This window comes from Planococcus rifietoensis (genome assembly GCF_001465795.2).
In the GTDB taxonomy this organism is placed as follows: Bacteria; Bacillota; Bacilli; order Bacillales_A; family Planococcaceae; genus Planococcus; species Planococcus rifietoensis.
On sequence record NZ_CP013659.2, the window covers coordinates 3223505 to 3250327 of the forward strand.

General features: G+C 49.7%; 26 protein-coding genes. 25 read left to right on the forward strand and 1 reads right to left on the reverse strand.

Annotation, left to right across the window (positions count from 1 at the left end; all coding sequences use genetic code 11):
- Window positions 1-27 precede the first annotated feature (27 nt).
- The 10 genes from ppx (at window position 28) to rsmI (ending at window position 9409) form a co-directional block, all read left to right on the forward strand.
- Entirely contained in the window at window positions 28-1554 is a 1527-nt protein-coding gene (gene ppx, locus AUC31_RS15960; protein WP_058382247.1) for an exopolyphosphatase, read from the forward strand.
- 46 nt (window positions 1555-1600) lie between these two features.
- Window positions 1601-3697, forward strand: a complete 2097-nt coding sequence (locus AUC31_RS15965) for an RNA degradosome polyphosphate kinase (RefSeq protein WP_058383735.1) — start codon at window positions 1601-1603, stop codon at window positions 3695-3697.
- An 84-nt stretch (window positions 3698-3781) separates the two neighbouring features.
- Window positions 3782-4414, forward strand: a complete 633-nt coding sequence (tmk, locus tag AUC31_RS15970) for a dTMP kinase (RefSeq protein ID WP_058382246.1) — start codon at window positions 3782-3784, stop codon at window positions 4412-4414.
- Between the two features lie 173 nt (window positions 4415-4587).
- Window positions 4588-4917 (forward strand): cyclic-di-AMP receptor, encoded by a 330-nt coding sequence (locus tag AUC31_RS15975; RefSeq protein WP_058382245.1) that lies wholly within the window; start codon window positions 4588-4590, stop codon window positions 4915-4917.
- A gap of 79 nt (window positions 4918-4996) precedes the next feature.
- Window positions 4997-5989: a DNA polymerase III subunit delta' gene (gene holB / locus AUC31_RS15980; protein ID WP_058382244.1), complete on the forward strand. Its 993-nt coding sequence runs from the start codon at window positions 4997-4999 to the stop codon at window positions 5987-5989.
- A gap of 4 nt (window positions 5990-5993) precedes the next feature.
- Entirely contained in the window at window positions 5994-6806 is an 813-nt protein-coding gene (locus AUC31_RS15985; protein ID WP_058382243.1) for a PSP1 domain-containing protein, read from the forward strand.
- Window positions 6807-6819: 13 nt separating this feature from the next.
- A complete protein-coding gene (yabA, locus tag AUC31_RS15990) occupies window positions 6820-7179 on the forward strand; it encodes a DNA replication initiation control protein YabA (protein ID WP_058382242.1) in 360 nt (119 codons plus the stop codon).
- A 364-nt stretch (window positions 7180-7543) separates the two neighbouring features.
- Window positions 7544-8284: a tRNA1(Val) (adenine(37)-N6)-methyltransferase gene (locus AUC31_RS15995; protein ID WP_058382241.1), complete on the forward strand. Its 741-nt coding sequence runs from the start codon at window positions 7544-7546 to the stop codon at window positions 8282-8284.
- Entirely contained in the window at window positions 8268-8540 is a 273-nt protein-coding gene (locus AUC31_RS16000) for a GIY-YIG nuclease family protein (RefSeq protein WP_058382240.1), read from the forward strand. The genes AUC31_RS15995 and AUC31_RS16000 overlap by 17 nt, the downstream gene beginning before the upstream one ends.
- Window positions 8537-9409 (forward strand): 16S rRNA (cytidine(1402)-2'-O)-methyltransferase, encoded by an 873-nt coding sequence (gene rsmI, locus AUC31_RS16005; RefSeq protein ID WP_058382239.1) that lies wholly within the window; start codon window positions 8537-8539, stop codon window positions 9407-9409. Before AUC31_RS16000 ends, rsmI begins: the two co-directional genes overlap by 4 nt.
- Before the next feature lie 46 nt (window positions 9410-9455).
- On the opposite strand, the gene AUC31_RS16010 is transcribed toward rsmI, so the two are convergent.
- Window positions 9456-9734, reverse strand: coding sequence for a transition state genes transcriptional regulator AbrB (locus tag AUC31_RS16010; RefSeq protein WP_058382238.1), 279 nt, complete (start codon window positions 9732-9734; stop codon window positions 9456-9458).
- 309 nt (window positions 9735-10043) lie between these two features.
- Between AUC31_RS16010 and metG the strand changes: the two genes are divergently transcribed.
- From metG to mfd, 15 genes are all read left to right on the forward strand, one after another.
- The gene (gene metG, locus AUC31_RS16015) at window positions 10044-12011 is read left to right on the forward strand and encodes a methionine--tRNA ligase (protein ID WP_058382237.1); all 1968 of its coding nucleotides are present in this window, start codon (window positions 10044-10046) and stop codon (window positions 12009-12011) included.
- A 193-nt stretch (window positions 12012-12204) separates the two neighbouring features.
- Window positions 12205-12972 carry a TatD family hydrolase gene (locus AUC31_RS16020; protein WP_058382236.1) on the forward strand — a complete coding sequence of 256 codons (768 nt, stop codon included), beginning with the start codon at window positions 12205-12207 and terminating at the stop codon, window positions 12970-12972.
- An 86-nt stretch (window positions 12973-13058) separates the two neighbouring features.
- Window positions 13059-14438, forward strand: a complete 1380-nt coding sequence (locus AUC31_RS16025; protein WP_058382235.1) for a G5 and 3D domain-containing protein — start codon at window positions 13059-13061, stop codon at window positions 14436-14438.
- A gap of 115 nt (window positions 14439-14553) precedes the next feature.
- Window positions 14554-15114: a ribonuclease M5 gene (gene rnmV, locus AUC31_RS16030; protein ID WP_058382234.1), complete on the forward strand. Its 561-nt coding sequence runs from the start codon at window positions 14554-14556 to the stop codon at window positions 15112-15114.
- Window positions 15111-15989 (forward strand): 16S rRNA (adenine(1518)-N(6)/adenine(1519)-N(6))-dimethyltransferase RsmA, encoded by an 879-nt coding sequence (gene rsmA, locus AUC31_RS16035; protein WP_058382233.1) that lies wholly within the window; start codon window positions 15111-15113, stop codon window positions 15987-15989. Before rnmV ends, rsmA begins: the two co-directional genes overlap by 4 nt.
- A gap of 161 nt (window positions 15990-16150) precedes the next feature.
- Window positions 16151-16414, forward strand: coding sequence for a biofilm formation stimulator Veg (gene veg / locus AUC31_RS16040; protein WP_058382232.1), 264 nt, complete (start codon window positions 16151-16153; stop codon window positions 16412-16414).
- A gap of 140 nt (window positions 16415-16554) precedes the next feature.
- The gene (gene ispE / locus AUC31_RS16045) at window positions 16555-17418 is read left to right on the forward strand and encodes a 4-(cytidine 5'-diphospho)-2-C-methyl-D-erythritol kinase (RefSeq protein WP_058382231.1); all 864 of its coding nucleotides are present in this window, start codon (window positions 16555-16557) and stop codon (window positions 17416-17418) included.
- A gap of 57 nt (window positions 17419-17475) precedes the next feature.
- Complete coding sequence (purR, locus tag AUC31_RS16050; RefSeq protein WP_058382230.1) at window positions 17476-18300, forward strand: pur operon repressor; 825 nt, start codon at window positions 17476-17478, stop codon at window positions 18298-18300.
- Window position 18301: 1 nt separating this feature from the next.
- Entirely contained in the window at window positions 18302-18679 is a 378-nt protein-coding gene (locus AUC31_RS16055; protein ID WP_058382229.1) for a RidA family protein, read from the forward strand.
- Between the two features lie 148 nt (window positions 18680-18827).
- Entirely contained in the window at window positions 18828-19112 is a 285-nt protein-coding gene (gene spoVG, locus AUC31_RS16060) for a septation regulator SpoVG (protein ID WP_058382228.1), read from the forward strand.
- Window positions 19113-19412: 300 nt separating this feature from the next.
- Window positions 19413-20783 (forward strand): bifunctional UDP-N-acetylglucosamine diphosphorylase/glucosamine-1-phosphate N-acetyltransferase GlmU, encoded by a 1371-nt coding sequence (gene glmU / locus AUC31_RS16065; RefSeq protein ID WP_058382227.1) that lies wholly within the window; start codon window positions 19413-19415, stop codon window positions 20781-20783.
- Between the two features lie 17 nt (window positions 20784-20800).
- A complete protein-coding gene (locus AUC31_RS16070) occupies window positions 20801-21763 on the forward strand; it encodes a ribose-phosphate diphosphokinase (protein WP_058382226.1) in 963 nt (320 codons plus the stop codon).
- Window positions 21764-21859: 96 nt separating this feature from the next.
- Complete coding sequence (locus AUC31_RS16075) at window positions 21860-22510, forward strand: 50S ribosomal protein L25/general stress protein Ctc (protein WP_058382225.1); 651 nt, start codon at window positions 21860-21862, stop codon at window positions 22508-22510.
- 108 nt (window positions 22511-22618) lie between these two features.
- On the forward strand, window positions 22619-23179 hold the full coding sequence (gene pth / locus AUC31_RS16080) for an aminoacyl-tRNA hydrolase (RefSeq protein ID WP_058382224.1): 561 nt from the start codon (window positions 22619-22621) through the stop codon (window positions 23177-23179).
- A 109-nt stretch (window positions 23180-23288) separates the two neighbouring features.
- Entirely contained in the window at window positions 23289-26822 is a 3534-nt protein-coding gene (mfd, locus tag AUC31_RS16085; protein ID WP_058382223.1) for a transcription-repair coupling factor, read from the forward strand.
- The last annotated feature ends 1 nt before the right edge of the window (window position 26823 follow it).

The window sequence follows — 26823 nt, forward strand, 5'->3', positions numbered from 1 at the left end:
TGCGAAAGCGAATGTGGGGGTAATAGTATGGAACAGGAAAAGTACGCAATTATTGATATTGGCTCGAATACCATCCGGTTGGTGATTTATACGCGGGATAAGAGCGGGCGTTTCTCTGAGAGTGAGAACGTTAAGGCAGTTGCCCGTCTGCGCAATTATTTAACAGATGATAATACGCTCTCCGAAGAAGGCATACAAGTATTGATCGATACTTTGAAGAGCTTTCAGGAAGTCACTCGCCACCATCAGCTCGAAGCGATTAAATGCGTGGCGACGGCTGCTGTGCGGCAAGCGAAAAACCAGGAAGTTATTATCGATCGAGTTGGAAAAGAGACGGATTTTACCATGCGCATTCTATCGGAATACGAAGAAGCGCATTACGGTTATTTGGCTGTGGTCAATTCGATGTCGTACAAAAGCGGCATTACGGTCGATATCGGCGGTGGCAGTACGGAACTGACTTTATTTGAAGGCCGTGAACTCATTCATTTCCACAGTTTTCCGTTCGGTGCTTTATCGCTGAAGAAGCAGTTTATCGAAGGGGATACACCGAAAAACAGTGAACTGAAGGCGTTGCGGGAGTTTCTTGAAAGCCAATTTTTGACACTTGATTGGATCGAAGGAAAGAAATTGCCATTGATCGGAATCGGAGGCAGTGCGCGAAACTTGGCGCAGGTTCACCAAGAAAAAATCGATTATCCACTTTCCGGTGTCCATCAATACACCATGAAGCGAAAAGAAGTGGAAGAAACGAACAAATGGCTGGGATCGATGGCATTTGACGATTTGCAGCGTGTGGAAGGTTTGTCGCGTGACCGAGCGGATATCATCATTCCAGCCGTGGAAGTATTCAATTGCCTGATGGAATTGATTGATGCTGAATTGTTTGCTTTGAGCCGAAAAGGTCTTCGGGATGGCGTGTTTTATGAAGAGATGACCAAAGATTTTGAGATGCCGGTGTTTCCGAATGTCATTGAGGAAAGTTTCTACGATTTGGCGATCGACTACGATATCAATTTGACGCATGCCATCCATGTGACCAATAGCTCGCTGATGATTGTGCGGGAATTGGAAGAGCAAGGGCTTCTCGAATTGACGGAGAAGGATCATCAATGGGTCCGCCTTGGCAGTTCCATGTACAATCTCGGTTCGTATATCGACTCTGAATCGAGCAATCAGCATACCTTCTATCTACTGGCGAACCGGACCATCGATGGGCTTTTGCACAAAGAGCGCATCATTGTCGCCTTGCTCGCCTCTTATAAAAACAAGAATTTGTTCAAACGCAATGCAGCGCTCTATGAAGACTGGTTTACGGAAGAAGAGCTGGATAAATTCAATATCATCGGCGCGGTCATCAAATTCGCCTATAGTTTGAATGCGACGAAACGCGATATTGTTGAAGACATCCAATTGGAATCCCAAAAAGAAGCGCTCATTTTCTCCATTCAATGCCGTGAAGACTGGAAACCGGAGCAATACCAGGTCGAGAAGCAGAAAAAGCATTTGGAGAAGCTATTAAAGAAAACGATCACCGTCCACTTTCATGAATGAATGAAACCTGAGGGGGAGTTTTGCCGTGGGAAAGAAAAAGGAAGACATGATCCAGTTGAACAATCCTTCTTATTACAATAACCGCGAACTGAGTTGGCTGGCATTCAATGAACGGGTGTTGCAAGAAGCGCTTGACCCGCGCAATCCGCTGCTCGAAAAGCTTAAGTTCTTGGCGATTTTCAGTTCCAACTTGGATGAGTTTTTCATGGTCCGTGTGGCGGGACTACAGGACCAAGTGAAGGTGGGCTTTAATAAGCCTGAGAACAAAGCCGGGATGACGCCAAAGCAGCAATTGCATGAAATTGCCTTGAAGAACCATGAATTGGTGAATTTGCAATACGACACTTTGCGCAAAATATTGTATCCCAAGCTTCAAAGAGAACATGTCCATTTCCTGAAAGTAAGGGAATTGAACGATTTGCAGCGAGAGGCTTTGGAGGTTTATTTTGATGAGCATATTTTTCCTGTGTTGACCCCGATGGCGATCGATGCCTACCGCCCGTTTCCGATGCTGTTGAATAAAAGTATCAATTTGGCGGTGGTATTGGAAGACACGGCAAAAGAAGCGGATTCTGAACAACGCACGCGAACAGCCATCGTGCAATTGCCTGCGATGCTTGAGCGGTTTGTCCAATTGCCGGAAAACGGCGGATTGCGTAAGTTATTGATGCTCGAAGACGTCATCGGTTTCTTTATCGGCAAGCTGTTTCACGGCTATGAAGTCATATCGACGACTGTGTTCCGTATCACCCGCAATGCGGATATGACAATACACGAAGAAGGCGCGCGCGACTTGCTCAAAGAAATCGAAGAAGAGTTGAGGAAGCGCAAATGGGGCGCTGCCGTTCGCCTCGAAGTGCAAAAAGATGGCTTGGATCCCGTTATTTTGGACTATTTGATGGATGAGTTGGAAGTGCATCCGAAAGACGTCTATGAAATTGATGGATTTCTGGATTTGACGGTGTTTTTCAGTTTTTACAAAAAGATGGCCCCAATATGGGAGCATTTGGTCTACGAAGGGAAGATTTCACAATTGCCGGCGGGAATGGAGAACGGCAAGGCGATTTTTGCGAAAGTTGCCGATGAAGATGTTTTTTTGCATCATCCGTATGAATCGTTCGAGCCAGTCGTTGAGTTTATTTCAGAAGCGGCGGATGACCCTGATGTGCTCGCCATCAAACAGACCTTATACCGTGTCAGCGGGGATTCCCCGGTGATCAATGCCTTGAAGCGGGCAGCGGAAAACGGTAAGCAAGTAACGGTGCTTGTCGAATTGAAGGCGCGTTTTGATGAGGAAAACAACGTGCACTGGGCGAAAGAACTTGAAAAAGCGGGCTGCCATGTTATTTACGGGATGACCCATTTAAAGACCCATAGCAAAATCACTCTTGTGGTGCGGAAAAAACAAGGGCGGATCGAGCGTTTTGTCCATCTTGGGACCGGCAATTACAACGACCAGACGGCAAAAATCTATACCGATATGAGCTTATTTACCTCGAAAAAAGAAATCGGCATCGATGCGACGAATTTCTTTAATTACTTGAGCGGCTACACGGAAAAGCCAGAATTCCATTATCTATCGGTGGCGCCGTTTTCGATCAGGAAAGACATTCTTCATTTGATCGATTCCGAAATTCGGTACGAGAAAAAGTACGGCAATGGCCATATTGTGGCTAAAATGAACTCGTTGACGGATAAGAGCATCATCATCAAGCTGTACGAAGCGTCGCGTGCCGGGGTGAAAATCGATTTGATCGTCCGGGGAATTTGCTGCTTGCGCCCAGGGATTCCCGGAGTGAGCGACAATATTCGCGTGCGCAGCATTGTCGGGCGCCTGCTTGAACATAGCCGTGTGTATTATTTCCATCAGAACGGCAAAGAGAAAACCTTTTTGTCCTCCGCGGACATGATGACGAGAAATTTGAACAACCGCATTGAAATCCTTTTCCCGATTCTCGATAAGAGGGTGAAAGGGCAAGTGTGGGACATTCTCGAGCTTGGGCTACGGGACAATGTCAAAGCCCGTGAACAGGACGAGGAAGGCAATTATGGCTACGTCCGGAGAATCGAAGGGCAAGCGGTGATCGATAGCCAAATGGAACTGTTCGAGCGCGCATACCAAGTGGCGGAAGACGAAGAATAAGGTCAAAAGGAAGTTGTGAAACAGCTGGTTTTTGCGTTATAGTGGGGAAGGTTTTAGTTAAAAGATAAGGGAACAGGTGAAAATATGAGTTATTTTATTACGCTAGAAGGCGGCGAAGGATCGGGTAAGACGACGGCACTGGCGAAGCTGGCAGAACGTTTGACAGCTGATGGGTTTGAAGTAGTGACAACGCGTGAACCGGGGGGCATCGAAATCGCGGAGAAAATCCGCGAAGTCATCCTGGACCGGACGCATACGGCGATGGACGCCCGTACCGAAGCGCTATTATATGCAGCGGCACGGCGTCAGCATTTGGTGGAGCGTGTGCTGCCGGCGCTTCAGGCAGGGAAAATCGTTCTTTGCGACCGTTTTGTCGACAGCAGCCTCGCTTACCAGGGCCACGCGCGCGGGCTTGGCCTGGACAATGTGCTGGCGATCAATGAATTCGCTATCGAAGGGCATATGCCTGAATTGACTTTGTATTTTGATGTCAATCCGAAAACGGGGCTTGCGCGCATCGACCTCGATCAAGGACGTGAATTCAATCGCCTGGATGAGGAGTCACTGGCGTTTCATTACAAAGTGAGGGAAGGCTATTTGCTATTGCTCGGCCGCTACCCAGAACGTATGCAATTGATCAATGCAGAAAATGAGCTGGATGAAGTGGTGGCGGATGCGTATGAAGCACTGCAGCGCTTCTTGGCTGAAAAACAATAATGGATTGCCGGCAGCCCTGTTCGTTAAGGGCTGTTTTTTCATGGACTGAATCAACGGCTTTGTGCATATAGTCATGAATTTTTCGCATTGCCTAAAGGAAAGATGTGACGGCACGTTCGCCGTTCGTGTTATACTAATACATAGAGAAGCAACCAAAAAAGGAGTGAGTGCTGATGAAACTCGTCGTTGCAGTGGTACAGGATCAAGACAGTAACCGCTTATCCAACGCGTTGACGAAAAATGATTTCCGGGCTACCAAGCTTGCCAGTACGGGAGGGTTCTTGCGCTCAGGAAATACCACCTTTTTGATCGGGGTCGACGATAGCCGTGTCCCGAAATTGATGGATTTGATCCGCGACAATTGCCGCGCGCGTGAACAGATGGTGGCGCCGGTTTCCCCGATGGGTGGAAATGCGGATTCCTATATACCGTATCCGGTCGAAGTGGAAGTGGGCGGGGCAACGATTTTTGTCTTGCCAATCGAACAGTTCCAGCAATTTTAAGCAGCAGCTGCTGTGTCGTCCGCACTACCCGTGATCCATCTGGAACACGGGATTTTTTACAAAGTTTGAAGGTGGAATCATGCACAAGACCATAGAAGAATTGCAGGACATGCAGCCGGTTGTGGTGAAGCGGTTGCAAGGGGCGTATGCCAATGACCGTCTGGCCCATGCGTATCTACTCGAAGGGCCATCGGGTTCCGGGAAAAAGGAACTGACGCATTTTTTTGTCAAATTATTATTATGTGAAACACCGATCGATAATGTTCCATGTGAAACATGCCGCAGCTGTAAATTGTATGAAAGCGGCAATCATCCGAATATTTTATTTATCGAACCGGATGGGCAGAACATCAAAATCGACCAGATTCGCGACTTGATTTATACGATGAACAAGACCGCGCTGAATAGCGGGCGCAAGATCTACGTGATCGAGCAGGCGGACCGAATGAATAATTCGTCCGCCAATGCCTTGCTGAAGTTTTTGGAAGAACCCGAAGCGAATGTGACCGCGCTATTATTGACGGAGCGCTTGAATGCCATCATGAGCACGATCCGCTCGCGCTGTCAGCTATTGTCATTCCAGCCGCTGTCACGGCCGAGGCTGATGGAGCGCTTGATGGCGGATGGCATGACGGGGTCGATGGCAGCGACGGTGAGCATGCTGACACAAAGCGAGCAGGAAGCGAAGCGGCTGAGCGAACAAGAGCAGTTTGCCGATGAGCGGAAACTGGTGTTGAAGCTCGTCGAGACGGTCGGGAGCAATGTCCACGAGGCATTACTTTTGATCCAATCTGACTGGCTGCCCTTGTTCAAGGAGAAAGAAGATGCCGAAAGAGGGCTCGACATGTTATTATTTGCATATCGGGACATCGCGACAGTGAAAGCGGGTCTTGAAACTGCACGCACGTATCCGGACATGGAAGAAACTTGGAAGCAGATGGCGCTTCAACGTTCGTTCGATGTATTGTCCAGGCAGCTGCAGGCAGTGCTACAAGCCAAACAGCAATTGCCGCGCAATATGAACCGGACACTGTTGATGGAGCAATTAATGCTGAATCTGCAGGAGGGGTAAGCAATTGTATAAAGTAATAGGAGTCCGCTTCAAGAAAGCGGGTAAAATATATTATTTCGATCCAGGCGAAGCACTGATCGAAAAAGACGATTATGTCATTGTGGAAACAGCACGGGGCATCGAATACGGCAAAGTGGTCGTTCCCGTGAAAGAAGTGGGCGAGAACGATGTTGTTCTGCCGCTTAAGCAAGTGGTGCGGGTCGCTACTGAACGCGACCGCCTGCAAGTGGATGAAAACCGCTCAGAAGCAGAGCGCGCGTTTGAAGTCGGGACGGAGAAAATCGAATCTCACCGTTTGGACATGAAGTTAGTCGATGTGGAATACACATTTGACCGCAATAAAGTCATTTTCTATTTCACGGCAGAAGGCCGTGTCGATTTCCGTAATTTGGTGAAAGACTTGGCGTCGATTTTCCGTACACGCATTGAACTCCGCCAGATCGGTGTGCGCGACGAAGCGAAAATGCTTGGCGGCATCGGGCCATGCGGTCGCATGCTATGTTGTTCGACTTTCCTCGGCGATTTCGAGCCCGTGTCGATCAAGATGGCGAAAGACCAGAACTTGTCGTTGAATCCGTCGAAGATTTCGGGGCTGTGCGGCCGTTTGATGTGCTGCCTGAAATACGAAAACGATGAATACGAACAGGCGAAAAAGGAAATGCCGGATATCGGTGCACGCGTCGAGACGCCAGATGGCAACGGCCGAGTCGTCAGCTTAAACTTGCTTGAAAGAGTATTGAAAATCCGCCTGGCTGAACAAGACCAGACGCTGGAATATACATTGGATGAAATCATGAACCAAGGGACGAGAGCGTGAGGTGGTGGTATCAGTGAAAGAAAAGAACTTTTTGGATACGGTCATGGATTTTGAACAGCAATTGGAATCGATGCAAGAGCAGTTCCGTGATTTGAAAACAGTAGTAGCGCGGACGATGGAAGAGCATCATGCGCTGCAATTGGAAAATCATCATTTGCGTGCCCGCCTCGATGAACTGAACGAAAAGGTGCCGGAACCGGAAAAAGTCGACCCGGTCAAGTTGAAAAAAGCCGTCATGGATATCGGCGAAGGCTACGATAACTTGGCCCGCCTATACCACGAAGGCTACCACGTCTGCAACGTCCATTTCGGCAGCTCCAGAAAAGGCGACGACTGCCTGTTTTGTTTATCTTTCCTAAATAAGCAAAACTAACAAAGAAAAGCGAGGCCGCCTGTTCAGCTCTGACAGGCATAAGACAAGTTCCCGAAGCGGCGCTTTTTGCCGCACAGGGAAATGGGCTTATGACCCGAGGAGCTAGGCGCTTGAGCTGGACAACAAGAAAAGCGTAGACAGCCGTTTAGACCCGACAAGCACAAGGTGGTTTGCTGAAGCGGCGTAGTTTGCCGCATAAGCAAACCACCTTGTGACCTCGAGGGTCTGGCTGTCGAAGCCTAGACATAAAGGAGAAAAGCCGAAACGGCCGTTCTGGCTAGGCAGACATAACCCAAAAATAGAACCAACAGGCTTCCGACACTCCGTGTGGCGGCAGCCTTTTATTATGGCAGGAGTGAACGATATGTTAACAGATGACGAACGGCTGGATTATTTGCTGGCGGAGAACTTGCGCATCATCCAAAGCCCATCGGTATTTTCCTTTTCTTTGGACGCGGTGCTGTTGGCGCGTTTTGCCTATGTGCCGAAAAAGCGCGGCCGCATTGTCGATTTATGCACGGGCAATGGGGCGATTCCATTGTTTTTGAGCGCTCGCACCGAATCAACGATCACGGGAGTTGAACTTCAGCCCCGCCTGGCTGGCATGGCGCGCCGCAGCATCGAATTCAACGGCCTCGACGGACAGATCGACATTATCGAAGGGGACGTGAAAGAAATCCCTGCGCAGCTCGGCTACGAGAAATTCGATACGGTGACATGCAATCCGCCGTATTTCCCGGCGCATGACATGAGCGATAAAAATCTGAGTGAGCATATGGCGATTGCGCGCCACGAACTGCACCTGACATTGGACGAAGCGGTACGGTCGGCGAGCCAGCTGTTGAAGCAAGGCGGCAAAGCGGCGTTTGTGCACCGTGCGGGAAGATTGATCGATATCATGGCGGCGATGCGCAACAACCGCTTAGAGCCAAAACGGATCCGGCTTGTCTACCCGAAGGCTGGAAAAGAAGCGAATACTTTATTGATTGAAGGCATCAAGGATGGCAAGCCTGATTTGAAAGTATTGCCGCCTTTGATCGTTTATGGAGACGACGGCGAATACACGGAAGAAGTGCGAGGTTTGCTGTATGGAAGTGAACAATGAGCATTATTTCTACGTGCTTGAATGTGGGGACGGGTCTTATTATGCGGGTTATACGAATGATTTAAAAAAACGCTTGGCCAAGCATGAAAGCGGCAAAGGCGCGAAATATACGCGCTCCCGCGGCCCGTTGACGCTCCTTTACCACGAAATGTACAAAACAAAGCCGGAAGCGATGAAAGCGGAATACGCCTTCAAACAATTGAGCAAGGCGGAAAAAATCGCCTATATTCAGGACGGAAAGGCGGAACGGACATGAAATCACAGAAAAGTTTCAGTGGCGAACAAACGACGCTTTATTTAGTGGCGACACCGATAGGCAATTTGGAAGACATGACGGTGCGCGCGCTGCGGCTGTTAAAAGAAGTGGATGTCATTGCGGCGGAAGATACGCGCAACACCAAGAAGCTTTGCAATTATTTTTCCATCAGTACGCCGTTAGTTAGCTATCACGAACACAACCAGGATAGCGGGGGAGAGAAAATCCTGCGCTATTTGGCGGAAGGGAAATCGGTGGCGTTGGTCAGCGATGCCGGCATGCCGTGCATTTCCGACCCAGGGGAAGACATCGTGAAAAAAGCAGTCGAGTCAGGCTATCCGGTCGTCCCGGTACCGGGTGCGAATGCGGCACTCAGCGCATTGATTGCTTCTGGCATCACTCCGCAGCCGTTCTTGTTTTACGGGTTCCTATCGCGCAATAAGAAAGCGCGCCTCACCGAACTCGAAAAATTGAGCCAAAAAGAAGAAACGCTGCTATTTTACGAGGCGCCGCATCGTTTGAAAGATAGTTTGAAAAGCCTGATGGCGGTGTTCGGCGGCGAGCGCCGGATTGTCTTGGCCAGGGAAGTGACAAAAAAATTCGAGGAGTTTCTGCGCGGAAGCCTAGAAGAAGCCGTCGCTTGGTCGGAGTCGAATGAAATCCGCGGCGAATTCTGCTTGGTGGTTGAAGGCAATTCGGAGCCCGACATGCTGGAAGTGGATGAGTGGTGGAAAGAACTAACATACGAACAGCATGTCACCCAGTTGATGGAACAAAAACAAATTTCTTCAAAAGAAGCGATCAAGGAAGCGGCAAAAGCGCGCGGCCTGCCGAAGCGGGATGTATACGAAGCATTCCATAAAGACTGAATCGAGTCCATAAAAAAAAGCCGGTGTGCATAGGCACGCCGGTTTTTTATTTCTTCAAATTGCTTTGGATTTCTTTAACGAGCTGCTCCGCGCCTTCTGGGCTGAGGATCAATTTGCCGCCAACCAATTGCATGTTCTCATCGGAAACTTCACCAGTTACCGCACATGTCATATTTGGCATATATTTTTTCAAGATAATTTTGTCGTCGTCGACATAAATCTCCAACGCGTCTTTCTCTGCGATTCCTAGCGTACGGCGCAATTCAATCGGAATAACTACGCGGCCCAATTCGTCCACTTTACGTACAATACCAGTCGATTTCATAATCATTAGCCCCTTTCAATTTTAGCGGCAGAATTCGTCAAAATTCGACATTTACCACTTCTTGTCATAAATCATACCAAGTAATGTCAATTAGGTCAATAAAAAACTATGGATTTCATAATAAATTTTGGGTTTTTGAGGCAAATACCCATTATTTCGTTGTTTTTTTGCCATTTATTTTCCTGTCGACCTATTTTGGGAAGAAGCTCCAGTTTTGGGACTGGGATTTTCCGGGCGGGAGGAAACATTGTACAAAATTCACGACTTCGTTAAAATAAAGGATATACAAAAAAACTGGAGGAATTTTTCGTGACTGCCAAGAACAAGACATTTTACCTGACGACTCCCATTTATTATCCGAGCGGAAAATTCCATATCGGAACGGCTTACACGACCGTTGCATCCGACGCCATGGCGCGTTATAAACGCTTGCGCGGCTTCGATGTCCGTTTTTTGACGGGCATGGATGAGCACGGCCAGAAAATTGAAGAGAAAGCCCGCGAAGCCGGCAAAGAACCGCAAGTCTTTGTCGATGATATGGCTGAGGCGGCGAAAAAAGTATGGGAAGTCATGGACATCAGCTATGACGACTTTATCCGCACGACTGAAGCCCGCCATAAGGAAGGCGTGGAGAAAATTTTCCAAACCTTCCTCGACAATGGCGATATCTACAAAGGCGAATACGAAGGCTGGTATTGCACGCCTTGTGAATCCTTCTTCACGGAATCTCAGCTAGAAGACGGCAATTGCCCGGATTGCGGACGCCCGGTGCATAAAGTGAAAGAAGAATCGTATTTCTTCAATATGAAAAAGTACGCAGACCGCTTGCTTGATTATTACGATAAGCATGTCGAATTCATCGAGCCGGAATCGCGTAAAAATGAAATGGTCAATAATTTCATTAAGCCGGGCCTTGAAGATTTGTCGGTTTCCCGGACTTCATTCGACTGGGGCATCCCGGTTCCTGGAGATCCGAAGCATGTCATCTATGTATGGGTCGATGCGTTGTCGAATTACATCACGTCACTCGGCTATGGTTCGAATGATGATTCCAATTTCAATAAATACTGGCCGGCAGACGTCCACGTCGTCGGAAAAGACATCGTGCGCTTCCATACGATCTATTGGCCGATCTTCCTCATGGCGCTTGACTTGCCATTGCCGAAGAAAGTCTTCGCACATGGCTTCATCATGATGAAAGACGGCAAAATGTCGAAATCGAAAGGCAATGTCGTCTATCCGGAAATGCTTGTGGAGCGCTACGGGCTGGATGCGGCGCGTTATTTCCTATTGCGCGAACTGCCATTTGGATCTGACGGCGTGTTCTCGCCGGAATCTTTTGTCGAGCGTACCAATTACGACTTGGCGAACGATCTCGGCAACTTGCTGAACCGCACTGTCTCGATGATCAATAAATATTTCGACGGTTCAGTGCCGCAAGTCAATGGCTTCAAGACCGACTTCGACGAGACTTTGCAGACGGTGGCAAAAAACACCGTTGCTGTTTACGAAGAGCATATGGAAAAAATGCAGTTCAGCCTCGTGTTGAGCGAAGTGTGGACATTGATTTCGCGCACGAATAAATACATCGATGAAACGCAGCCGTGGGTATTGGCGAAAGATGATGGCGATCGCACGCAGCTTGCATCGGTCATGGCGCATCTCGCGGAAAGCTTGCGCATGACAGCGGTTATGCTGCAGCCGTTCTTGCCGAATGCACCAAAGCAGATCATCGAACAGCTCGGCCTTACGCCGGAGTTCCTTGAATGGCAGACATTAGAGTCATTCGGTGCGATTCCTTCAGGTACGACCGTCGTGAAAAAAGGCACGCCGATTTTCCCGCGTCTCGAAGTGGAACCGGAAGTGGCGTATATTCGCGACCAAATGCGCGGAGGGGCAGCGCCGAAAGAAGAACAAGCACCTGTTGAGACCGTCCCGGAAAAGCCGGACACCCCCGAGATTACGATCGATGATTTCATGAAAGTGGATTTACGCGTAGCGACGGTTACGGCATGCGAACCGGTGAAGAAGACCGATAAGCTATTGAAGCTGCAAGTGGACATGGGCTATGAAACACGGCAAGTCGTCTCCGGCATTGCGGAGCATTACAAGCCGGATGAGCTCGTCGGCCGAAAAGTCATCATTGTCGCCAACTTGAAACCGGTCAAGCTGCGCGGAGAATTATCGCAAGGCATGATTCTCGCCGGCCAGCAAAATGGCTACTTGACCATCGCTTCCGTAGACCAAAAGTTACCGAACGGCACACAAGTTAAGTAAATATTCATGTGACAGCCTGCTCAGTTGAGCAGGCTGTTTTTATGTGTTTCGTGACTTAAAGACTATGAAAACGTCTGAAAAAGACGAAATGACTTTAAAACATCATGTTTTGTAATCCAAATGTAATATGGCTGTGAAGAAAGAAATGGCCTCAACCCGTACAATGTAATCTATGTGAAGGAGACTGATGAAGATGTATATCGATACCCATGTTCATTTAAACGCCGATCAATACGACGAAGATTTGCAGGAAGTCATTGATCGCGCGCTAAACAGCAAGGTGGAGAAAATGGTCGTCATCGGTTTTGACCGGAAAACGATCAAACGCGCCATTGAATTGGCTGAGCAATATGACTTTATCTATGCCGTCGTCGGCTGGCATCCTGTCGATGCGATCGACTGCACAGATGAAGACCTCGAATGGATCGAACAATTGGCTGCGCACGAAAAAGTGGTCGGCATCGGTGAAACGGGCCTCGATTACCATTGGGATAAATCCCCGAGAGATATCCAACAACAAGTATTCCGCAAGCAGATCCAACTCGCGAAACGCGTCAAGTTGCCAATCATTATCCATAACCGGGAAGCGACAGAAGACGTGCTGACGATCTTGCGCGAGGAAGACGCACAAGAAGTCGGCGGTGTCATGCATTGCTTCGGCGGCAGCGTCGAAACGGCGCAAGAGAGCATCAAGATGAATTTCATGATTTCACTCGGCGGGCCGGTAACATTCAAAAACGCCAAAAAGCCAAAAGAAGTGGCTGCTGAAATTCCACTTGAGCATCTGATGATTGAAACCGACGCCCCGTACCTCGCGCCGCATCCATACCGCGGCAAGCGCAACGAACCTTCGTATATGCCGCTTGTGGCGGAAGAGATCGCCCGCTTGAAAGAGCTGCCGGTCGAAACGGTCGCTGAAGCAACAACGGAAAATGCAAAACGATTCTACAAATTGTCATAAATGCTGGTTAATTGAAAAAACATATGCATTGACATGGAAGTGGTACGCGCCTATAATCACTCAGGTGTACAAAGGAGGAGTTATTTTTGACAAAAGAGGCAAATAATACCAATAACAATAAATCATTTAAAGGGAAGTCGATCGCGATCAGCATTGCAACGGTTCTGTTGTTCGCAGCTGTATTGGCTTTCGCAATTTTCGAAGGCACGAAAAATACGGTGACCATTACAGCGAACGGGGAAACCGAAGAAATCCGCACCCATGCTGAAACGGTCGGCGATGTATTGGACGAAAAGGCGATTGAAGTCGGGAAAGACGATTTCCTCAGCCATTCAGCCGATACGAAGATCGAAGGCGACGCCGCGATCGAATGGGATGAAGCGGAACAATACGCAGTAACAGTTGACGGAGAAACCCGTTCAGCATGGACGACTGAGAACACTGTTGCTGCAATTTTGGAAAAAGCTGAAATTGAAGTGACAAAACATGACAAAGTAAGCCCTGCATTAGATGAGACTGTCGATGAAGATACAATGATCGACGTAGAGAAAGCGTATGAAGTAACCATCGTGGATGGCGGAAAAGACAAAAAAGTCTGGTCCACTTCGACTACGGTCGCTGACTTTTTAAAACAGCATAGTGTAGAACTAAGCAAACTTGACCGTGTAGAACAGGATATGGATGAACTCGTTCTTCCTAACTCGAAAGTCGAGGTCGTGCGTGTAGAAAAAGTCACCGATGTAGTGGAAGACGCTGTGAAGTATGCAGTGGAAACGAGAAAAGATTCGTCCCTTTTGAAAGGCAGCGAAAAGCTTGTCCAAAAAGGGCAGAACGGATTGGTTAAGAAAACGTACGAAGTCGTGAAAGAAAACGGCAAAGAAGTAAAACGTGAATTGAAAAAAGAAAAAGTCGTCAAAGAACCGAAACAGCAGATCTTGGCTGTCGGCACGAAAACAATCGTAGCGAGCGTTTCGCGCGGCACAGCGAAAAAAGAAACCGCCACGCCTAAACAGGCATCAGCGAAACAAGAAGCAGCACCAGTGAAAAAAGCTTCGGCACCGGCGAAGAAAGCTGCGGCTCCAAAGGCGGTAGCAAAAGCTCCTGAAAAAGCTCCTGAAAAAGCGAAAGCTGCACCACAGCCAGCGAAAAAAGAAGCTGCTTCTGAACCTACAGGCGGTAAGGAATTCTATGTCTCGGCAACAGCTTACACGGCTAGCTGCACAGGCTGTTCTGGCATCACGGCAACGGGCATCAACTTGAAAGCGAATCCGGGCCTCAAAGTGATCGCAGTTGACCCAAGCGTCATTCCACTCGGTTCAAAAGTGTGGGTAGAAGGCTACGGCAATGCCATTGCAGGCGATACAGGCGGAGCGATCAAAGGCAACAAGATCGATTTGTTCATGCCGAACCGTTCCGATGCCATCGCATTCGGGCGCAAACAAGTGAAAGTTAAAATCCTCAACTAATCGAATAAGGTATTATATAGAAGGAAAAGCTTTCCCGGAGTATCGGGAAAGCTTTTTACATGTTTGCCGGAAGCGCGGTAAAATGAATGAGATCTGCAGAAACGAGGGATAGGCCATGAAGATACAAGAAGTGATTGTAGTCGAAGGTAAAGATGATACAGTGGCGATTAAGCGGGCTGTGGGCGCCGATACGATCGAAACGAACGGGTCCGCCATCTCAAACGAGACTTTGCGGCGCATTATGCATGCCCAGGAGAAGCGGGGCGTCATCGTCTTCACCGATCCCGATTATCCGGGCAGGCGGATTCGTGCTATTATTGAAGAACACGTGCCGCATGCCAAGCATGCCTTTTTGGCGAAAGAAAAGACTATTGCCAAAAACGGCAAAGGGCTCGGCATTGAACATGCCAGTGATGAAGATATCCGCCAGGCGTTAGAGGCGGTCTATACGCCGCTGACAGCAGAGCGGCCGGTGGAGATCACCCTAGAGGATTTGATCGACGCCCGGCTGATTGCCCATCCGTCAGCGAAAGCCCGCAGGACAGAGCTCGGCGAAGCGCTCAACATCGGCTACACGAACGGCAAGCAGCTGCATAAGCGCCTGCATGTGTTCGGCATTACCAAACAGCAGTTTATCGACGCAGTGCAAGCGTTAACCCAGGAGGACAGAACATGACCAAAGATATAGCAACACCGATCCGTACGCAAGAGATCATGGCCAAACACGGCCTGACTTTCAAGAAAAGCCTCGGCCAGAACTTTTTGATCGATCCGAATATTTTACGCAAAATCGTCTCGCAAGCGGGGCTCACAAAAGATTCGGCCGCCATTGAAATCGGCCCGGGCATCGGTGCATTAACCGAACACCTGGCGAGAGACGCAGGGAAAGTATTGGCGTTTGAAATCGACCAGCGATTATTGCCGGTACTCGCGGACACATTGTCGCCCTATGATAACGTCAAAGTGATCCATTCCGATATTTTGAAAGCGGACGTCGAAAGAGCGATCCAAGAAGAATTGGCCGGTTTTGACGACATCATGGTCGTCGCCAACTTGCCTTATTACGTGACAACGCCGATCATCCTCAAATTATTGCTTGAGAAACTGCCGATTCGCGGAATGGTCGTCATGCTGCAAAAAGAAGTAGCAGAGCGCATTACGGCGAAACCTGGCACGAAAGCATATGGCTCCTTGTCGATCGCCATCCAATATTATACGGAAGCCGATTACGCCATGACAGTGCCGAAGTCGGTTTTCATGCCCCAGCCGAATGTCGACTCCGCGGTCATCCGCATGATCAAACGAACGGAACCGATCGTGCAAGTTATTGACGAAGACTTTTTCTTCTCGGTGACACGCGGGTCATTTGTCCAGCGCCGCAAGACGATTCTCAACAACCTACAAAGTGCCATGCCGAACGGGAAAGCGAAAAAAGACCTCATTTTGCAGGCACTCGAAGAAGCCGGCATTGACCCAGCGAGGCGCGGTGAAACGCTCAGCATCAAGGAATTTGGGCTGCTTTCCGATAAATTGTATCCGCACTTTCACTAAACTGTGAAACTGTAACAGTTTTGGCACAGTTTTTTTCGGAAGTAGAATATTTCGGATAAATAACTGTTGCAATTCCTGAAAAGCATTGGTAAAATTAAAAATTTATTTGACTCCGCGGTCATTTTATGCTAGACTTTAGACTATAGTGAGGTGTAGACAAAATGCCCAAAACTTTGGCGGAGATTAAAAAGTCATTAGACCTGCATTTAGGGAAAAGGTTGCTGTTAAAAGCAAACGGAGGTCGCAAAAAGACGGTAGAACGTGCCGGAATTCTGCGTGAAACCTATCACTCCGTGTTCGTGATTGAATTGGATCAAGATGAACATGCATTTGAACGTGTATCTTATAGCTACGCGGACATCTTAACTGAAGCAGTGGAAATCACTGTCTTTGAAGGAACAGAAGACGCACTAGTCGTTAAATAATTGAACTCTATTTCATACTTACTTTACAACCCGCTTCGGTGATTTCGCCGGAAGCGGGTTTTTTCTATTGTTCCGGTTCTTCGGAAGCCATGCGTCTGTGTTAAAATAGTTTTCATCAGAACAGAAAAGGAGGCAGTGGAATGCTCTATATAAAAGCGCCTGCCAAAATCAATTTGACGCTGGATGTCTTGTATAAGCGTCCGGACAATTACCACGAAATCGAAATGATCATGACCACCGTCGACTTGGCGGACCGGATCGGCCTGCAAGGAACAGCGAAAGGCATACATATCCAGTCAGCGGACCGCTTCGTGCCGAATGACTCGCGCAATCTGGCGTACCAGGCTGCGCAATTGATCAAAGATACATTCAATATCAAGACAGGCGTCATTATCTCGCTCGATAAGCAAATCCCGGTAGCTGCGGGACTTGCCGGCGGCAGCAGCGACGCAGCGGCCACCTTGAAAGGGCTCAACCAGCTATGGCAATTGAATCTGTCGCTCGATGAGCTGGCAGAACTGGGCGCGAAAATCGGCTCTGACGTATCATTTTGCGTATACGGCGGCACAGCGCTCGCGACTGGGCGCGGCGAGGTGATCGAAGAACTGCCGGCGCCTCCGCATTGCTGGGTCATCCTCGCCAAACCATCGCTCGGCGTTTCGACAGCGGATGTATACGGGGCATTCAATCCAGACAAAGCGGATCATCCGGACACGCAAGCGATGATCGCAGCACTCCGTGAAGGGGATTACGAAGCGATGTGCGCTAATCTCGGCAATGCGCTCGAGAGCGTCACGATGAACCTCCACCCCGAAGTTGGGCAGATCAAGGAGCAAATGATTAAATTCGGTGCCGATGCGGTGCTCATGAGCGGCAGCGGTCCGACCGTTTTCGGCCTGGTCAACCAGGAAGCGCGCATTCCGCGCATCTATAACGGCCTGCGCGGCTTCTGCTCCGAAGTATATGCGGTGCGCTTGCTTGGCGACCGGGAGCCTCTTGCTTAAATACGTATATTTATGGTAAGTTTTCATTAGAATATTCGTGTTTAGGAGAGGGTAGTAGTGAAATGGAAGCGCAGTGAACGCTTGGTCGACATGACGCATTATCTATTGGAACATCCGCATCAATTGATTCCGTTGACATATTTCTCGGATCTGTATCAGTCAGCGAAATCATCGATCAGCGAGGACCTAGGCATCGTCAAGGAAACCTTTGAAGAAAAAGGCATCGGCCTGTTGATGACCGTGCCGGGAGCTTCGGGCGGCGTCAAATATGTACCGAAGATGAAAGATGCCGAGATTCGCCAAGTCATGGACGGATTGATTACGGAATTGAGCCAATCGGACCGGCTATTGCCGGGCGGTTATTTGTATATGACCGATGTGCTCGGCAACCCCCAAATGATGAACCGCGTCGGCAAAGTGTTCGCCAGCGCGTTTGCAGGCGAGAAAATCGATGCCATCATGACAGTCGCGACAAAAGGCATCCCCATTGCCCAAGCCATCGCGCGCCACTTGAATGTGCCGGTCGTCATCGTCCGCCGCGACAGCAAAGTGACAGAAGGCTCCACAGTCAGCATCAATTACGTCTCGGGTTCCACGCGCCGCATCCAGACGATGGTGTTGTCGAAGCGCAGCATGAAGAGCGGCCAGCGCGTGCTCATCACCGACGATTTCATGAAAGTCGGGGGCACGATGAACGGCATGAAGAACTTATTGGAAGAATTCGATTGCACATTGGCCGGTGTTGCGGTGCTCGTGGAAGCGGAGCATGCAGACGAACGCCTCGTGGAAAAATATCTCTCCCTCGTCAAATTGGACGAAGTCAGCGAAAAAGACCGGACCATTACGTTGAGAGCCGGAAATTATTTTGAAGGAGCGGATTAATATGAAATACGTAGCGACAGACAAAGCAGCAGCGGCAATCGGGCCGTATTCCCAAGGCGTCATTTCAGGCGATATGTTCTACAGCTCGGGGCAGATCCCGTTGAAAGCAGACGGAGAGCTCGCACAAGGCGGCATAGCGGAACAAACGCATCAAGTGTTCGCCAATCTTCAGGCTGTTTTAGAGGAAGCAGGATCGTCGCTTCAGCAGGTTATCAAGACGACTGTGTTCATCAAAGATATGAACGATTTTGCGGAACTGAACTCTATTTATGCTTCTTATTTCGGCGAGCATAAGCCAGCGCGCTCCACAGTCGAAGTGGCACGCCTGCCAAAAGATGTGAAAGTAGAAATTGAAGTCATTGCGAAAGTTGCACAATAAAACCACCTTTTGGGTGGTTTTTGTTTTATTTTCATTTATTAAGTAAATTTTCTAATAAATTCTGTAATTTTTGAAGGAATTTAGTCCTCTCTCCCGAATACAAACAAATGCGCCAAAAAATTACAGCAAGAGAAGGGGAGATTTGAGAATGGAAGTAACTGATGTAAGGTTGCGCCGAGTCCAGACTGATGGACGCATGCGGGCAATCGCTTCAATCACGCTCGACAATGAATTCGTGGTACACGACATCCGTGTCATCGACGGCAACGACGGGTTATTTGTCGCCATGCCGAGCAAGCGGACGCCGGACGGGGAGTTCCGCGACATTGCACATCCGATCAACTCCGGCACGCGCAATAAATTGCAAGAAGCCGTGCTCGAAGCATATGCACAAAGTGAAGAGCTAGCAGTACTTGAAAATGCCGGCATCTGATACGCCGAAGAACCTTCCAGTTCAAGAGAAGGTTCTTTTTTGTGGGCAAAATTCCATCGGCAAGAAATCCGCCTCGCACCAGCCTTGCTCAGAAGGTGAAAAAAGCGCACGATTGCGCTCGCTTCGGGCTTTGTCATGTGATTGTCATGTCCTGTAACCTTGAAAATCAAGGGTTTTTCAGCTATAGTCAATAAGGAAACGTGAAAGTGGCATTTTTTTGTCTAGAACGGACAGCCCTTTCGCCAGACAATCATTTTTCAGTTAATCAGTTTAAATACAGGAAACGGAGGGATTCGACCGATGGACCATACATATGCAGTGATTTTGGCGGCCGGACAAGGCACGCGCATGAAATCGAAATTGTATAAAGTACTCCACCCGGTGTGCGGCATGCCGATGGTAGAGCACGTCACGGGGAATATCCACCAGCTTGGCGTCGAGAAAATCGTCACGATCGTCGGGCATGGAGCGGAGAAAGTAAAAGACCAGCTGGGGGACATGAGTGAATACGCACTCCAGGAAGAGCAACTCGGCACAGCCCACGCCGTGCAGCAAGCAGCGCCGCTGATCGAAGGGAAAGCCGGGACGACAATTGTCGTATGCGGCGATACGCCTTTGATCCGTGCGGAAACGATGCAGTCACTCATCGACCATCATAAAGAAACCGGCGCTAAAGCGACCATCCTGACGGCTATCGCTGAAGACCCGACAGGCTACGGCCGCATCATCCGGGACGCTTCTGAAAGTGTCGAGAAGATCGTCGAGCAAAAAGACGCATCGACTGCAGAGCAAGCCGTGAAAGAAATCAATACCGGAACCTATTGCTTTGACAACGAAGCTTTGTTCGACGCGTTGAAAAACGTTTCGAATGATAATGTACAAGGCGAATATTATTTGCCGGACGTCATCGAGATCCTGCAAAAACAAGGGGAAATCGTGGCGGCCTTTGCGACCGATAGCTTTGAAGAGACGCTCGGCGTCAATGACCGCGTCGCGCTGAGCCAAGCGGAGACTTTCCTTCGCCGCCGCATCGCTGAACAGCATATGCGTGCGGGTGTGTCGATCATCGACCCGGCGACCGCGTATATTAGCGCACAGGCAAAAATCGGGGCTGATACGATCATCCACCCGAATGTTACCATCGAAGGCGATACAGTCATCGGGGAAGATTGCGTCATCACATCGAACACGCGCATCGTCTCGAGCACAATTGGCGATCGCACGGAAATCCGCAGCTCCGAAGTGTATGACAGCACAATCGGCAACGATACCGCTGTCGGGCCATTCGCCCATATCCGACCGCAATCCGCGCTCGGAAATGAAGTGAAGATCGGCAATTTCGTGGAAGTGAAAAAAGCCGAGCTTGGTACGGGCAGCAAAGTGTCCCATTTGAGCTATATCGGAGATGCGCTTGTCGGAAGCGGCGTCAACATCGGCTGTGGCACGATCACGGTCAATTACGACGGCAAGAACAAGCACCTCACGACCATTGAAGATGATTCGTTCATCGGCTGCAACTCGAATTTGATTGCGCCGGTGACGATCGGCAAAGGCTCTTATGTCGCGGCAGGGTCGACCATCTCGAAAGATGTCCCTAGCGACGCCTTGGCGATTGCCAGAGCGCGCCAGGAAAATAAAGAAGGCTACGCAAGCAAACTAAACCGCAAATAATAGGAGGGTTCCCCCCAATGGGCATTCAAAATACTAACTCGAAGTTGAAAATCTTTTCGTTGAACTCGAACAAAGAACTGGCTGAGCAAATTGCTGAGCAAGTGGGCTTGCCGCTTGGCAAAAGCTCGGTAACACATTTTAGCGACGGAGAAATCCAGATTAACATCGAAGAAAGCATCCGTGGCTGCGATGTGTTCATCGTCCAATCGACTTCACAGCCGGTCAACGAAAACTTGATGGAGCTATTGATCATGATCGATGCCGTCAAGCGTGCATCTGCGCGTACCGTAAACGTAGTCATCCCATACTACGGCTATGCACGCCAGGACCGCAAAGCACGTTCACGCGAGCCGATCACAGCCAAACTCGTCGCCAACCTGCTTGAAACAGCCGGTGCGACACGTGTTGTTGTCTTGGATCTTCACGCTCCGCAAATCCAAGGGTTCTTTGATATTTTGATTGACCATCTGGTAGCTGTGCCACTCCTATCCGATCATTTCCTGAACGATCCAAACATCGATCTCGAGAACGCGATCATCGTGTCGCCTGACCACGGCGGCGTTACGCGTGCCCGTAAAATGGCGGACCGCTTGAAAGCGCCGATTGCCATCATCGATAAGCGCCGTCCGCGCCCGAACGTTGCCGAAGTGATGAACATCGTCGGGAACGTCGAAGGCAAAACAGCGATCATCATCGATGACATTATCGACACGGCTGGAACAATTTCGATTGCAGCTAGCGCATTGATCGAAAGCGGAGCGAAAGAAGTTTACGCTTGCTGTACGCATCCGGTGCTTTCGGGCCCTGCCGTCCAGCGCATCCAGGATTCCGTCATCAAGGAATTGGTCGTGACCAACTCGATCGCTCTTGCAGATGAGAAAAAAATCGACAAGATCAAACAATTGACGGTTGCACCGCTTCTTGCTGAAACCATCATCCGTGTACACGAACAGAAATCAGTCAGCACTTTATTTGATTGATGGCGCTGGGATATCCCAGAGTCTTCCAGGTTTCAGCTTTATATGAACAGGGTAGTTATAAACTATGCGTTTAATATAACTGGAGGTTGAAATTATATGGCTATCAAAATGACAGCAGCGAAAAGAGAAACAGGAAAGCCGCATTCGGCATTAACCGATTTGCGCGGCGAAGGCCACGTGCCTGGCGTCGTATACGGCTACAAAATGGAAACGACACCAATTGCCGTGTCCGAAATTGACTTGATCAAGACTTTGCGTGAATCTGGACGCAATGGCGTCATCAGCTTGGAAATCGGCGGCAAGAGCACGAACGTCGTATTGAGCGATTACCAAATGGATTCATTGAAAGGCAGCTTCAAGCACGTCGACTTCTTGGCAATCAATATGTCTGAAGAAATCGATGTTGATGCAACTGTTCACTTGATCGGTGAATCACCAGGCGAAAAAGAAGGCGGCGTCGTGACGCAGCCGAACCGCGAAGTTCACATTCGCGTCAAACCGAGCGATATTCCGGATTCAGTCGATATCGACATCAGCGAGCTCGCAATCGGCGACTCTGTGTCGGTCAGCGACATCCGTGACAAGTTCAGCTTTGAAATCTTGAACGACGATGACTTCCTGTTGATCTCTGTTACTGCACCACGTACAGAAGAAGAGCTAGAAGAGCTTGAAACAACAGACGAAGGCGAAGAGCCTGAAGTGATCGGCGACAACGAAGAAGAAGCAGCCGGCGAAGAAAAAGAATAATTCCTGCAATGCTCAAACAGGGACTGCCAACCGGCAGTCCCTGTTTTTATTGCATGCGCACGGATTATGGTAAAATAAAAGGCAGTGAAGAAGTAAAAGGAGTTTGCTATGAAAATGATCATCGGCCTGGGGAATCCAGGAAAAACATATGAAGAAACCCGCCACAATATCGGCTTTCACGTAATCGACCGGTTGGCGAAAGAATGGAACGCCCCGCTCACACAGTCCAAGTTCAAGGGAATGTATTCCGTCGTCCACCGCCCAGAAGGCAAAGTGATGCTCGTTAAGCCGCTCACCTATATGAATCTATCCGGCGAATGTATCGGCCCCTTGATGGATTATTACAATGTCGACACAGAAGACATTGTGGTCATCTACGACGATCTGGATTTGCCGGCAGGACAGCTCCGCTTGCGCCAAAAAGGCAGCGCGGGTGGCCACAACGGCATCAAGTCACTGATCCAGCATCTCGGCACCCAGCAGTTCAACCGCATGCGCATCGGCATCAGCCGCCCGCCTGCAGGAATGAAAGTGCCGGATTACGTACTCGCTAAGTTCAATGCTGAAGAAAAGCCATTGATGCAAGAGGCGGTCGGAAAAAGTGCGGATGCGTGCAATTACTGGCTGTCGAAACCATTTATCGAAGTCATGAACGAATACAACGGTTAATCGCTTTGGCGCATGCGTGCGTCCAAGGCTTTTTCCCGTTTCCTATCGTTTTTAAAAGGGTAATATAGCCATCAAACGGCTTTATTTTGGACAGGAAGGAGGAATCTTCATGAAGCACATTTTGCAGACATTTTTAGGGGATTCCCACACTCAATCGTTTATCAAAGAACTGAAAAAAGGCCAGGACCACCAGCTGATCTCGGGCTTATCCGGCAGCGCGCGCCCGATTTTTTATCAGACGGTCCATGAAGAACTCGACAAGCCGCTGCTCGTCGTGACGCCGAATTTGCTGCATGCCCAACGGGTCTATGACGATTTGGTCAGGCTCATGGGGGAGCGGCACGTGCGTTTGTATCCAGCGGAAGAAACGATCGCCGCAGATATTGCATTTTCCGGACCGGAACTGCGTGCCCACCGCATCGACACGCTCGACCATATAAAATCGACCGGCAAAGGCATTTACGTCACGCCGGTTTCCGGCTTGCGCAAATTATTGCCGTCCCCGGCACAATGGGACGGGGCGACGCTGCGCGTTGCGGACGGAGATGAACTCGAGACCGAGAACTGGCTATTGAAGCTTGTTGCAATGGGCTATTCCCGCACGACAATGGTCACTTCACCCGGCGAATTCGCCTTGCGCGGCGGCATCCTTGATGTCTATCCGCTGCATTTCGAGCATCCGGTGCGCATTGAACTATTCGATACGGAAGTCGATTCCATCCGCCTGTTCTCCGCAGAAGACCAGCGCTCTCTCGAGAAAATCGAGTCGCTGTGCATTTTACCGGCTGTCGAATTGGTGTTGTCAGCAGGGCAGAAGCGTGTATTGGCAGACCGAATCGAAGATCAATTGACCACGAGCTTGAAAAAGCTAAAGGATGACGATACGAAAGAGTTGATGCTGCAGTATATACAGCATGATATCGATACCCTCCGGAGCGGCGACGAACCGGAACAGCTGGCGAAGTATGCCGCTTTGGTCGACTCGCAATCCGCTTTTCTCGGGGATTATTTCCCTGAAGACGGCGTCGTGTTTTTCGATGAACTCGGACGCATTCAAGAGATGACCGAAACGCTGGAGCGCGAAGAAGCGGAGTGGACGGTGTCGCTCCTCGAAGAAGGAAAGTTCCTCCACGATGTGCCATTGGCGTACCCGTTCCGTGACGTGTTGTCGAAACTCAAGCAGCCAGCCAATTTCCTGTCGCTCTTTACACGGACTTTCCCGCTCGTCACGATCAAGAAATCGCTCGCCTATTCCTGCAAGCCGATGCAATCGTTCCACGGGCAAATGAATTTACTGCAAGCTGAAATGGAACGCTGGACGCTCGGCAAGTTCCGCGTATTTGTCGTGGCAAGCGGCGAAGAACGGCTGCAAAAAGTACGCTCTGTTTTGGACGATTATGAAATGGAAGCTGAAATCATTACCGAAAAAACCATCGTGCAAGACGGCAAAACCTATCTCGTCGACGGCGAATTGTCGAGCGGCTTTGAAATGCCGCTGCAGCGCATGGCGGTCATTACAGATGCGGAATTGTTCAAAAAGCAGCCGAAGAAAAAAACCCGCGCACAAAAATTGACCAATGCCGAGCGCATCAAGAGCTATTCGGAGATCAAGCCGAGCGACTATATCGTCCATATCCACCACGGAATTGGCCGGTTTGTCGGCATTGAGACATTGGAAAGCGGCGGTGTGCATAAAGATTATCTTCACATCGTCTATAAAGGCGATGATAAATTATTTGTGCCGGTCGATAAAATCGACCTCGTCCAGAAATACATCGCCTCGGAAGAAAAAGAACCGAAGCTCCATAAAATGGGCGGCGTCGAATGGAAGAAGACACGCACGAAAGTATCGGCGGCCGTACAGGATATCGCTGATGACTTAATCAAGCTGTATGCGGAACGTGAAGCGCTCGAAGGCTTTACGTTCAGCGAAGACCAGGACATGCAGCGCCAATTCGAAACGGAATTCCCTTACGAGGAAACGCCTGACCAATTGCGCTCCATCGACGAAGTGAAAAAAGACATGGAGAGAAAACGCCCGATGGACCGCTTGATCTGCGGCGATGTCGGCTACGGAAAAACGGAAGTCGCCATCCGTGCAGCATTCAAAGCGGTGCTCGACGGCAAGCAAGTGGCGTTCCTCGTGCCGACCACCATTCTTGCCCAGCAGCATTTCGAAACAATGAGCGAGCGTTTCAAGGATTACCCGATCGAGGTTGGCCTCATGAGCCGCTTCCGTTCGAAAAAGCAGCAAACCGAAACCGTCAAAGGCTTAAAGAACGGCTCGGTCGACGTTGTCGTCGGCACGCACCGCATTTTATCGAAAGATGTTGTGTATAAAGATCTTGGCTTGTTGATCATCGATGAAGAGCAGCGTTTCGGGGTGACCCATAAAGAGAAAATCAAGCAGCTGAAATCGACGGTCGATGTATTGACGCTGACGGCGACGCCGATTCCGCGTACTTTGCACATGTCGATGATCGGCGTGCGCGACTTGTCCGTCATTGAGACGCCGCCTGCCAACCGTTTCCCGGTGCAGAGCTATGTCATGGAACATAATGGCGGGCTCGTGCGCGAAGCGATCGAACGCGAGATGGCGCGCGGCGGCCAAGTGTTTTATTTATACAACCGTGTGAGCGATATGACCCGCAAAGTGGACGAGATCCAGCAGCTCGTTCCGGAAGCGCGCGTCGGCTATGCCCACGGGCAGATGTCTGAGACTGAACTCGAATCAATCATTCTCGGCTTTCTCGATGGCGAATACGATGTCCTCGTGACGACGACGATCATCGAAACCGGCATCGACATCCCGAATGTCAATACGCTCATCGTCTATGACGCCGACCGCATGGGCTTGTCGCAGCTGTATCAATTGCGGGGCCGCGTCGGGCGCTCGAGCCGCGTGGCATATGCGTATTTCATGTATCAGCGCGATAAAGTGCTGACGGATGTCGCCGAAAAACGGTTGATGGCCATCAAGGAATTCACCGAACTCGGCTCCGGCTTTAAAATTGCCATGCGCGATTTGTCGATCCGCGGGGCGGGCAATTTGCTCGGCTCCCAGCAGCACGGCTTTATCGACTCGGTCGGTTTCGATTTGTATTCGCAAATGCTCGAAGAAGCAATCGAAGAACGCCGAACCGGCATGAAGAAAGAAGTCGTGCCGGAAGTGGAAATCTCGCTGACGGAAGATGCCTATATTCCGGATAGCTATATTGCCGACGGCTACCAGAAGATCCAAATGTACAAACGCGTCAAAAACATGGAAACTGCAGAAGAAATGATCGACTTGCAGGATGAATTGATCGACCGCTTCGGCGATTTGCCGATCGAAGCCGAGCAATTGCTGCGCATCGCCCGCATGAAAGTCTGGGCACGCGCTGCCGGTGTCGACTCGATCAAGCAGCAAGGCGACCGTGTCACTATCAAATTGAGCGATGCCGGAACAGAAGCGATCGACGGCGGCAAAGTCGTCGAAGCTTCCGGCAGCTATGGCCGCGCAGTCGGCTTCACGATGAACGGCCAGGCACTCGTTTTGAATATAGACGGCAAGAAGACCGGCAAGCATCATCCGTTTGATGTACTCGAAGGCATGATGGAGATTCTGGCTGATTCTGTCCGGGAAGAGGCGTCTGTCGGGTGAT

What these genes read in the sequence shown, in the direction of transcription:
- AUC31_RS16055 (WP_058382229.1), top strand. Translation starts at nt 18,302, where the DNA reads ATGAAATACGTAGCGACAGACAAAGCAGCAGCGGCAATCGGGCCGTAT.
- AUC31_RS16020 (WP_058382236.1), top strand. Translation starts at nt 12,205, where the DNA reads ATGTATATCGATACCCATGTTCATTTAAACGCCGATCAATACGACGAA.
- veg (WP_058382232.1), top strand. Translation starts at nt 16,151, where the DNA reads ATGCCCAAAACTTTGGCGGAGATTAAAAAGTCATTAGACCTGCATTTA.
- AUC31_RS15965 (WP_058383735.1), top strand. Translation starts at nt 1,601, where the DNA reads ATGATCCAGTTGAACAATCCTTCTTATTACAATAACCGCGAACTGAGT.
- glmU (WP_058382227.1), top strand. Translation starts at nt 19,413, where the DNA reads ATGGACCATACATATGCAGTGATTTTGGCGGCCGGACAAGGCACGCGC.
- AUC31_RS16070 (WP_058382226.1), top strand. Translation starts at nt 20,801, where the DNA reads ATGGGCATTCAAAATACTAACTCGAAGTTGAAAATCTTTTCGTTGAAC.
- AUC31_RS16075 (WP_058382225.1), top strand. Translation starts at nt 21,860, where the DNA reads ATGGCTATCAAAATGACAGCAGCGAAAAGAGAAACAGGAAAGCCGCAT.
- holB (WP_058382244.1), top strand. Translation starts at nt 4,997, where the DNA reads ATGCACAAGACCATAGAAGAATTGCAGGACATGCAGCCGGTTGTGGTG.
- AUC31_RS16010 (WP_058382238.1), bottom strand. Translation starts at nt 9,734, where the DNA reads ATGAAATCGACTGGTATTGTACGTAAAGTGGACGAATTGGGCCGCGTA.
- ispE (WP_058382231.1), top strand. Translation starts at nt 16,555, where the DNA reads ATGCTCTATATAAAAGCGCCTGCCAAAATCAATTTGACGCTGGATGTC.
- rnmV (WP_058382234.1), top strand. Translation starts at nt 14,554, where the DNA reads ATGAAGATACAAGAAGTGATTGTAGTCGAAGGTAAAGATGATACAGTG.
- ppx (WP_058382247.1), top strand. Translation starts at nt 28, where the DNA reads ATGGAACAGGAAAAGTACGCAATTATTGATATTGGCTCGAATACCATC.
- rsmI (WP_058382239.1), top strand. Translation starts at nt 8,537, where the DNA reads ATGAAATCACAGAAAAGTTTCAGTGGCGAACAAACGACGCTTTATTTA.
- rsmA (WP_058382233.1), top strand. Translation starts at nt 15,111, where the DNA reads ATGACCAAAGATATAGCAACACCGATCCGTACGCAAGAGATCATGGCC.
- AUC31_RS15995 (WP_058382241.1), top strand. Translation starts at nt 7,544, where the DNA reads ATGTTAACAGATGACGAACGGCTGGATTATTTGCTGGCGGAGAACTTG.
- tmk (WP_058382246.1), top strand. Translation starts at nt 3,782, where the DNA reads ATGAGTTATTTTATTACGCTAGAAGGCGGCGAAGGATCGGGTAAGACG.
- AUC31_RS16000 (WP_058382240.1), top strand. Translation starts at nt 8,268, where the DNA reads ATGGAAGTGAACAATGAGCATTATTTCTACGTGCTTGAATGTGGGGAC.
- pth (WP_058382224.1), top strand. Translation starts at nt 22,619, where the DNA reads ATGAAAATGATCATCGGCCTGGGGAATCCAGGAAAAACATATGAAGAA.
- mfd (WP_058382223.1), top strand. Translation starts at nt 23,289, where the DNA reads ATGAAGCACATTTTGCAGACATTTTTAGGGGATTCCCACACTCAATCG.
- spoVG (WP_058382228.1), top strand. Translation starts at nt 18,828, where the DNA reads ATGGAAGTAACTGATGTAAGGTTGCGCCGAGTCCAGACTGATGGACGC.
- AUC31_RS15975 (WP_058382245.1), top strand. Translation starts at nt 4,588, where the DNA reads ATGAAACTCGTCGTTGCAGTGGTACAGGATCAAGACAGTAACCGCTTA.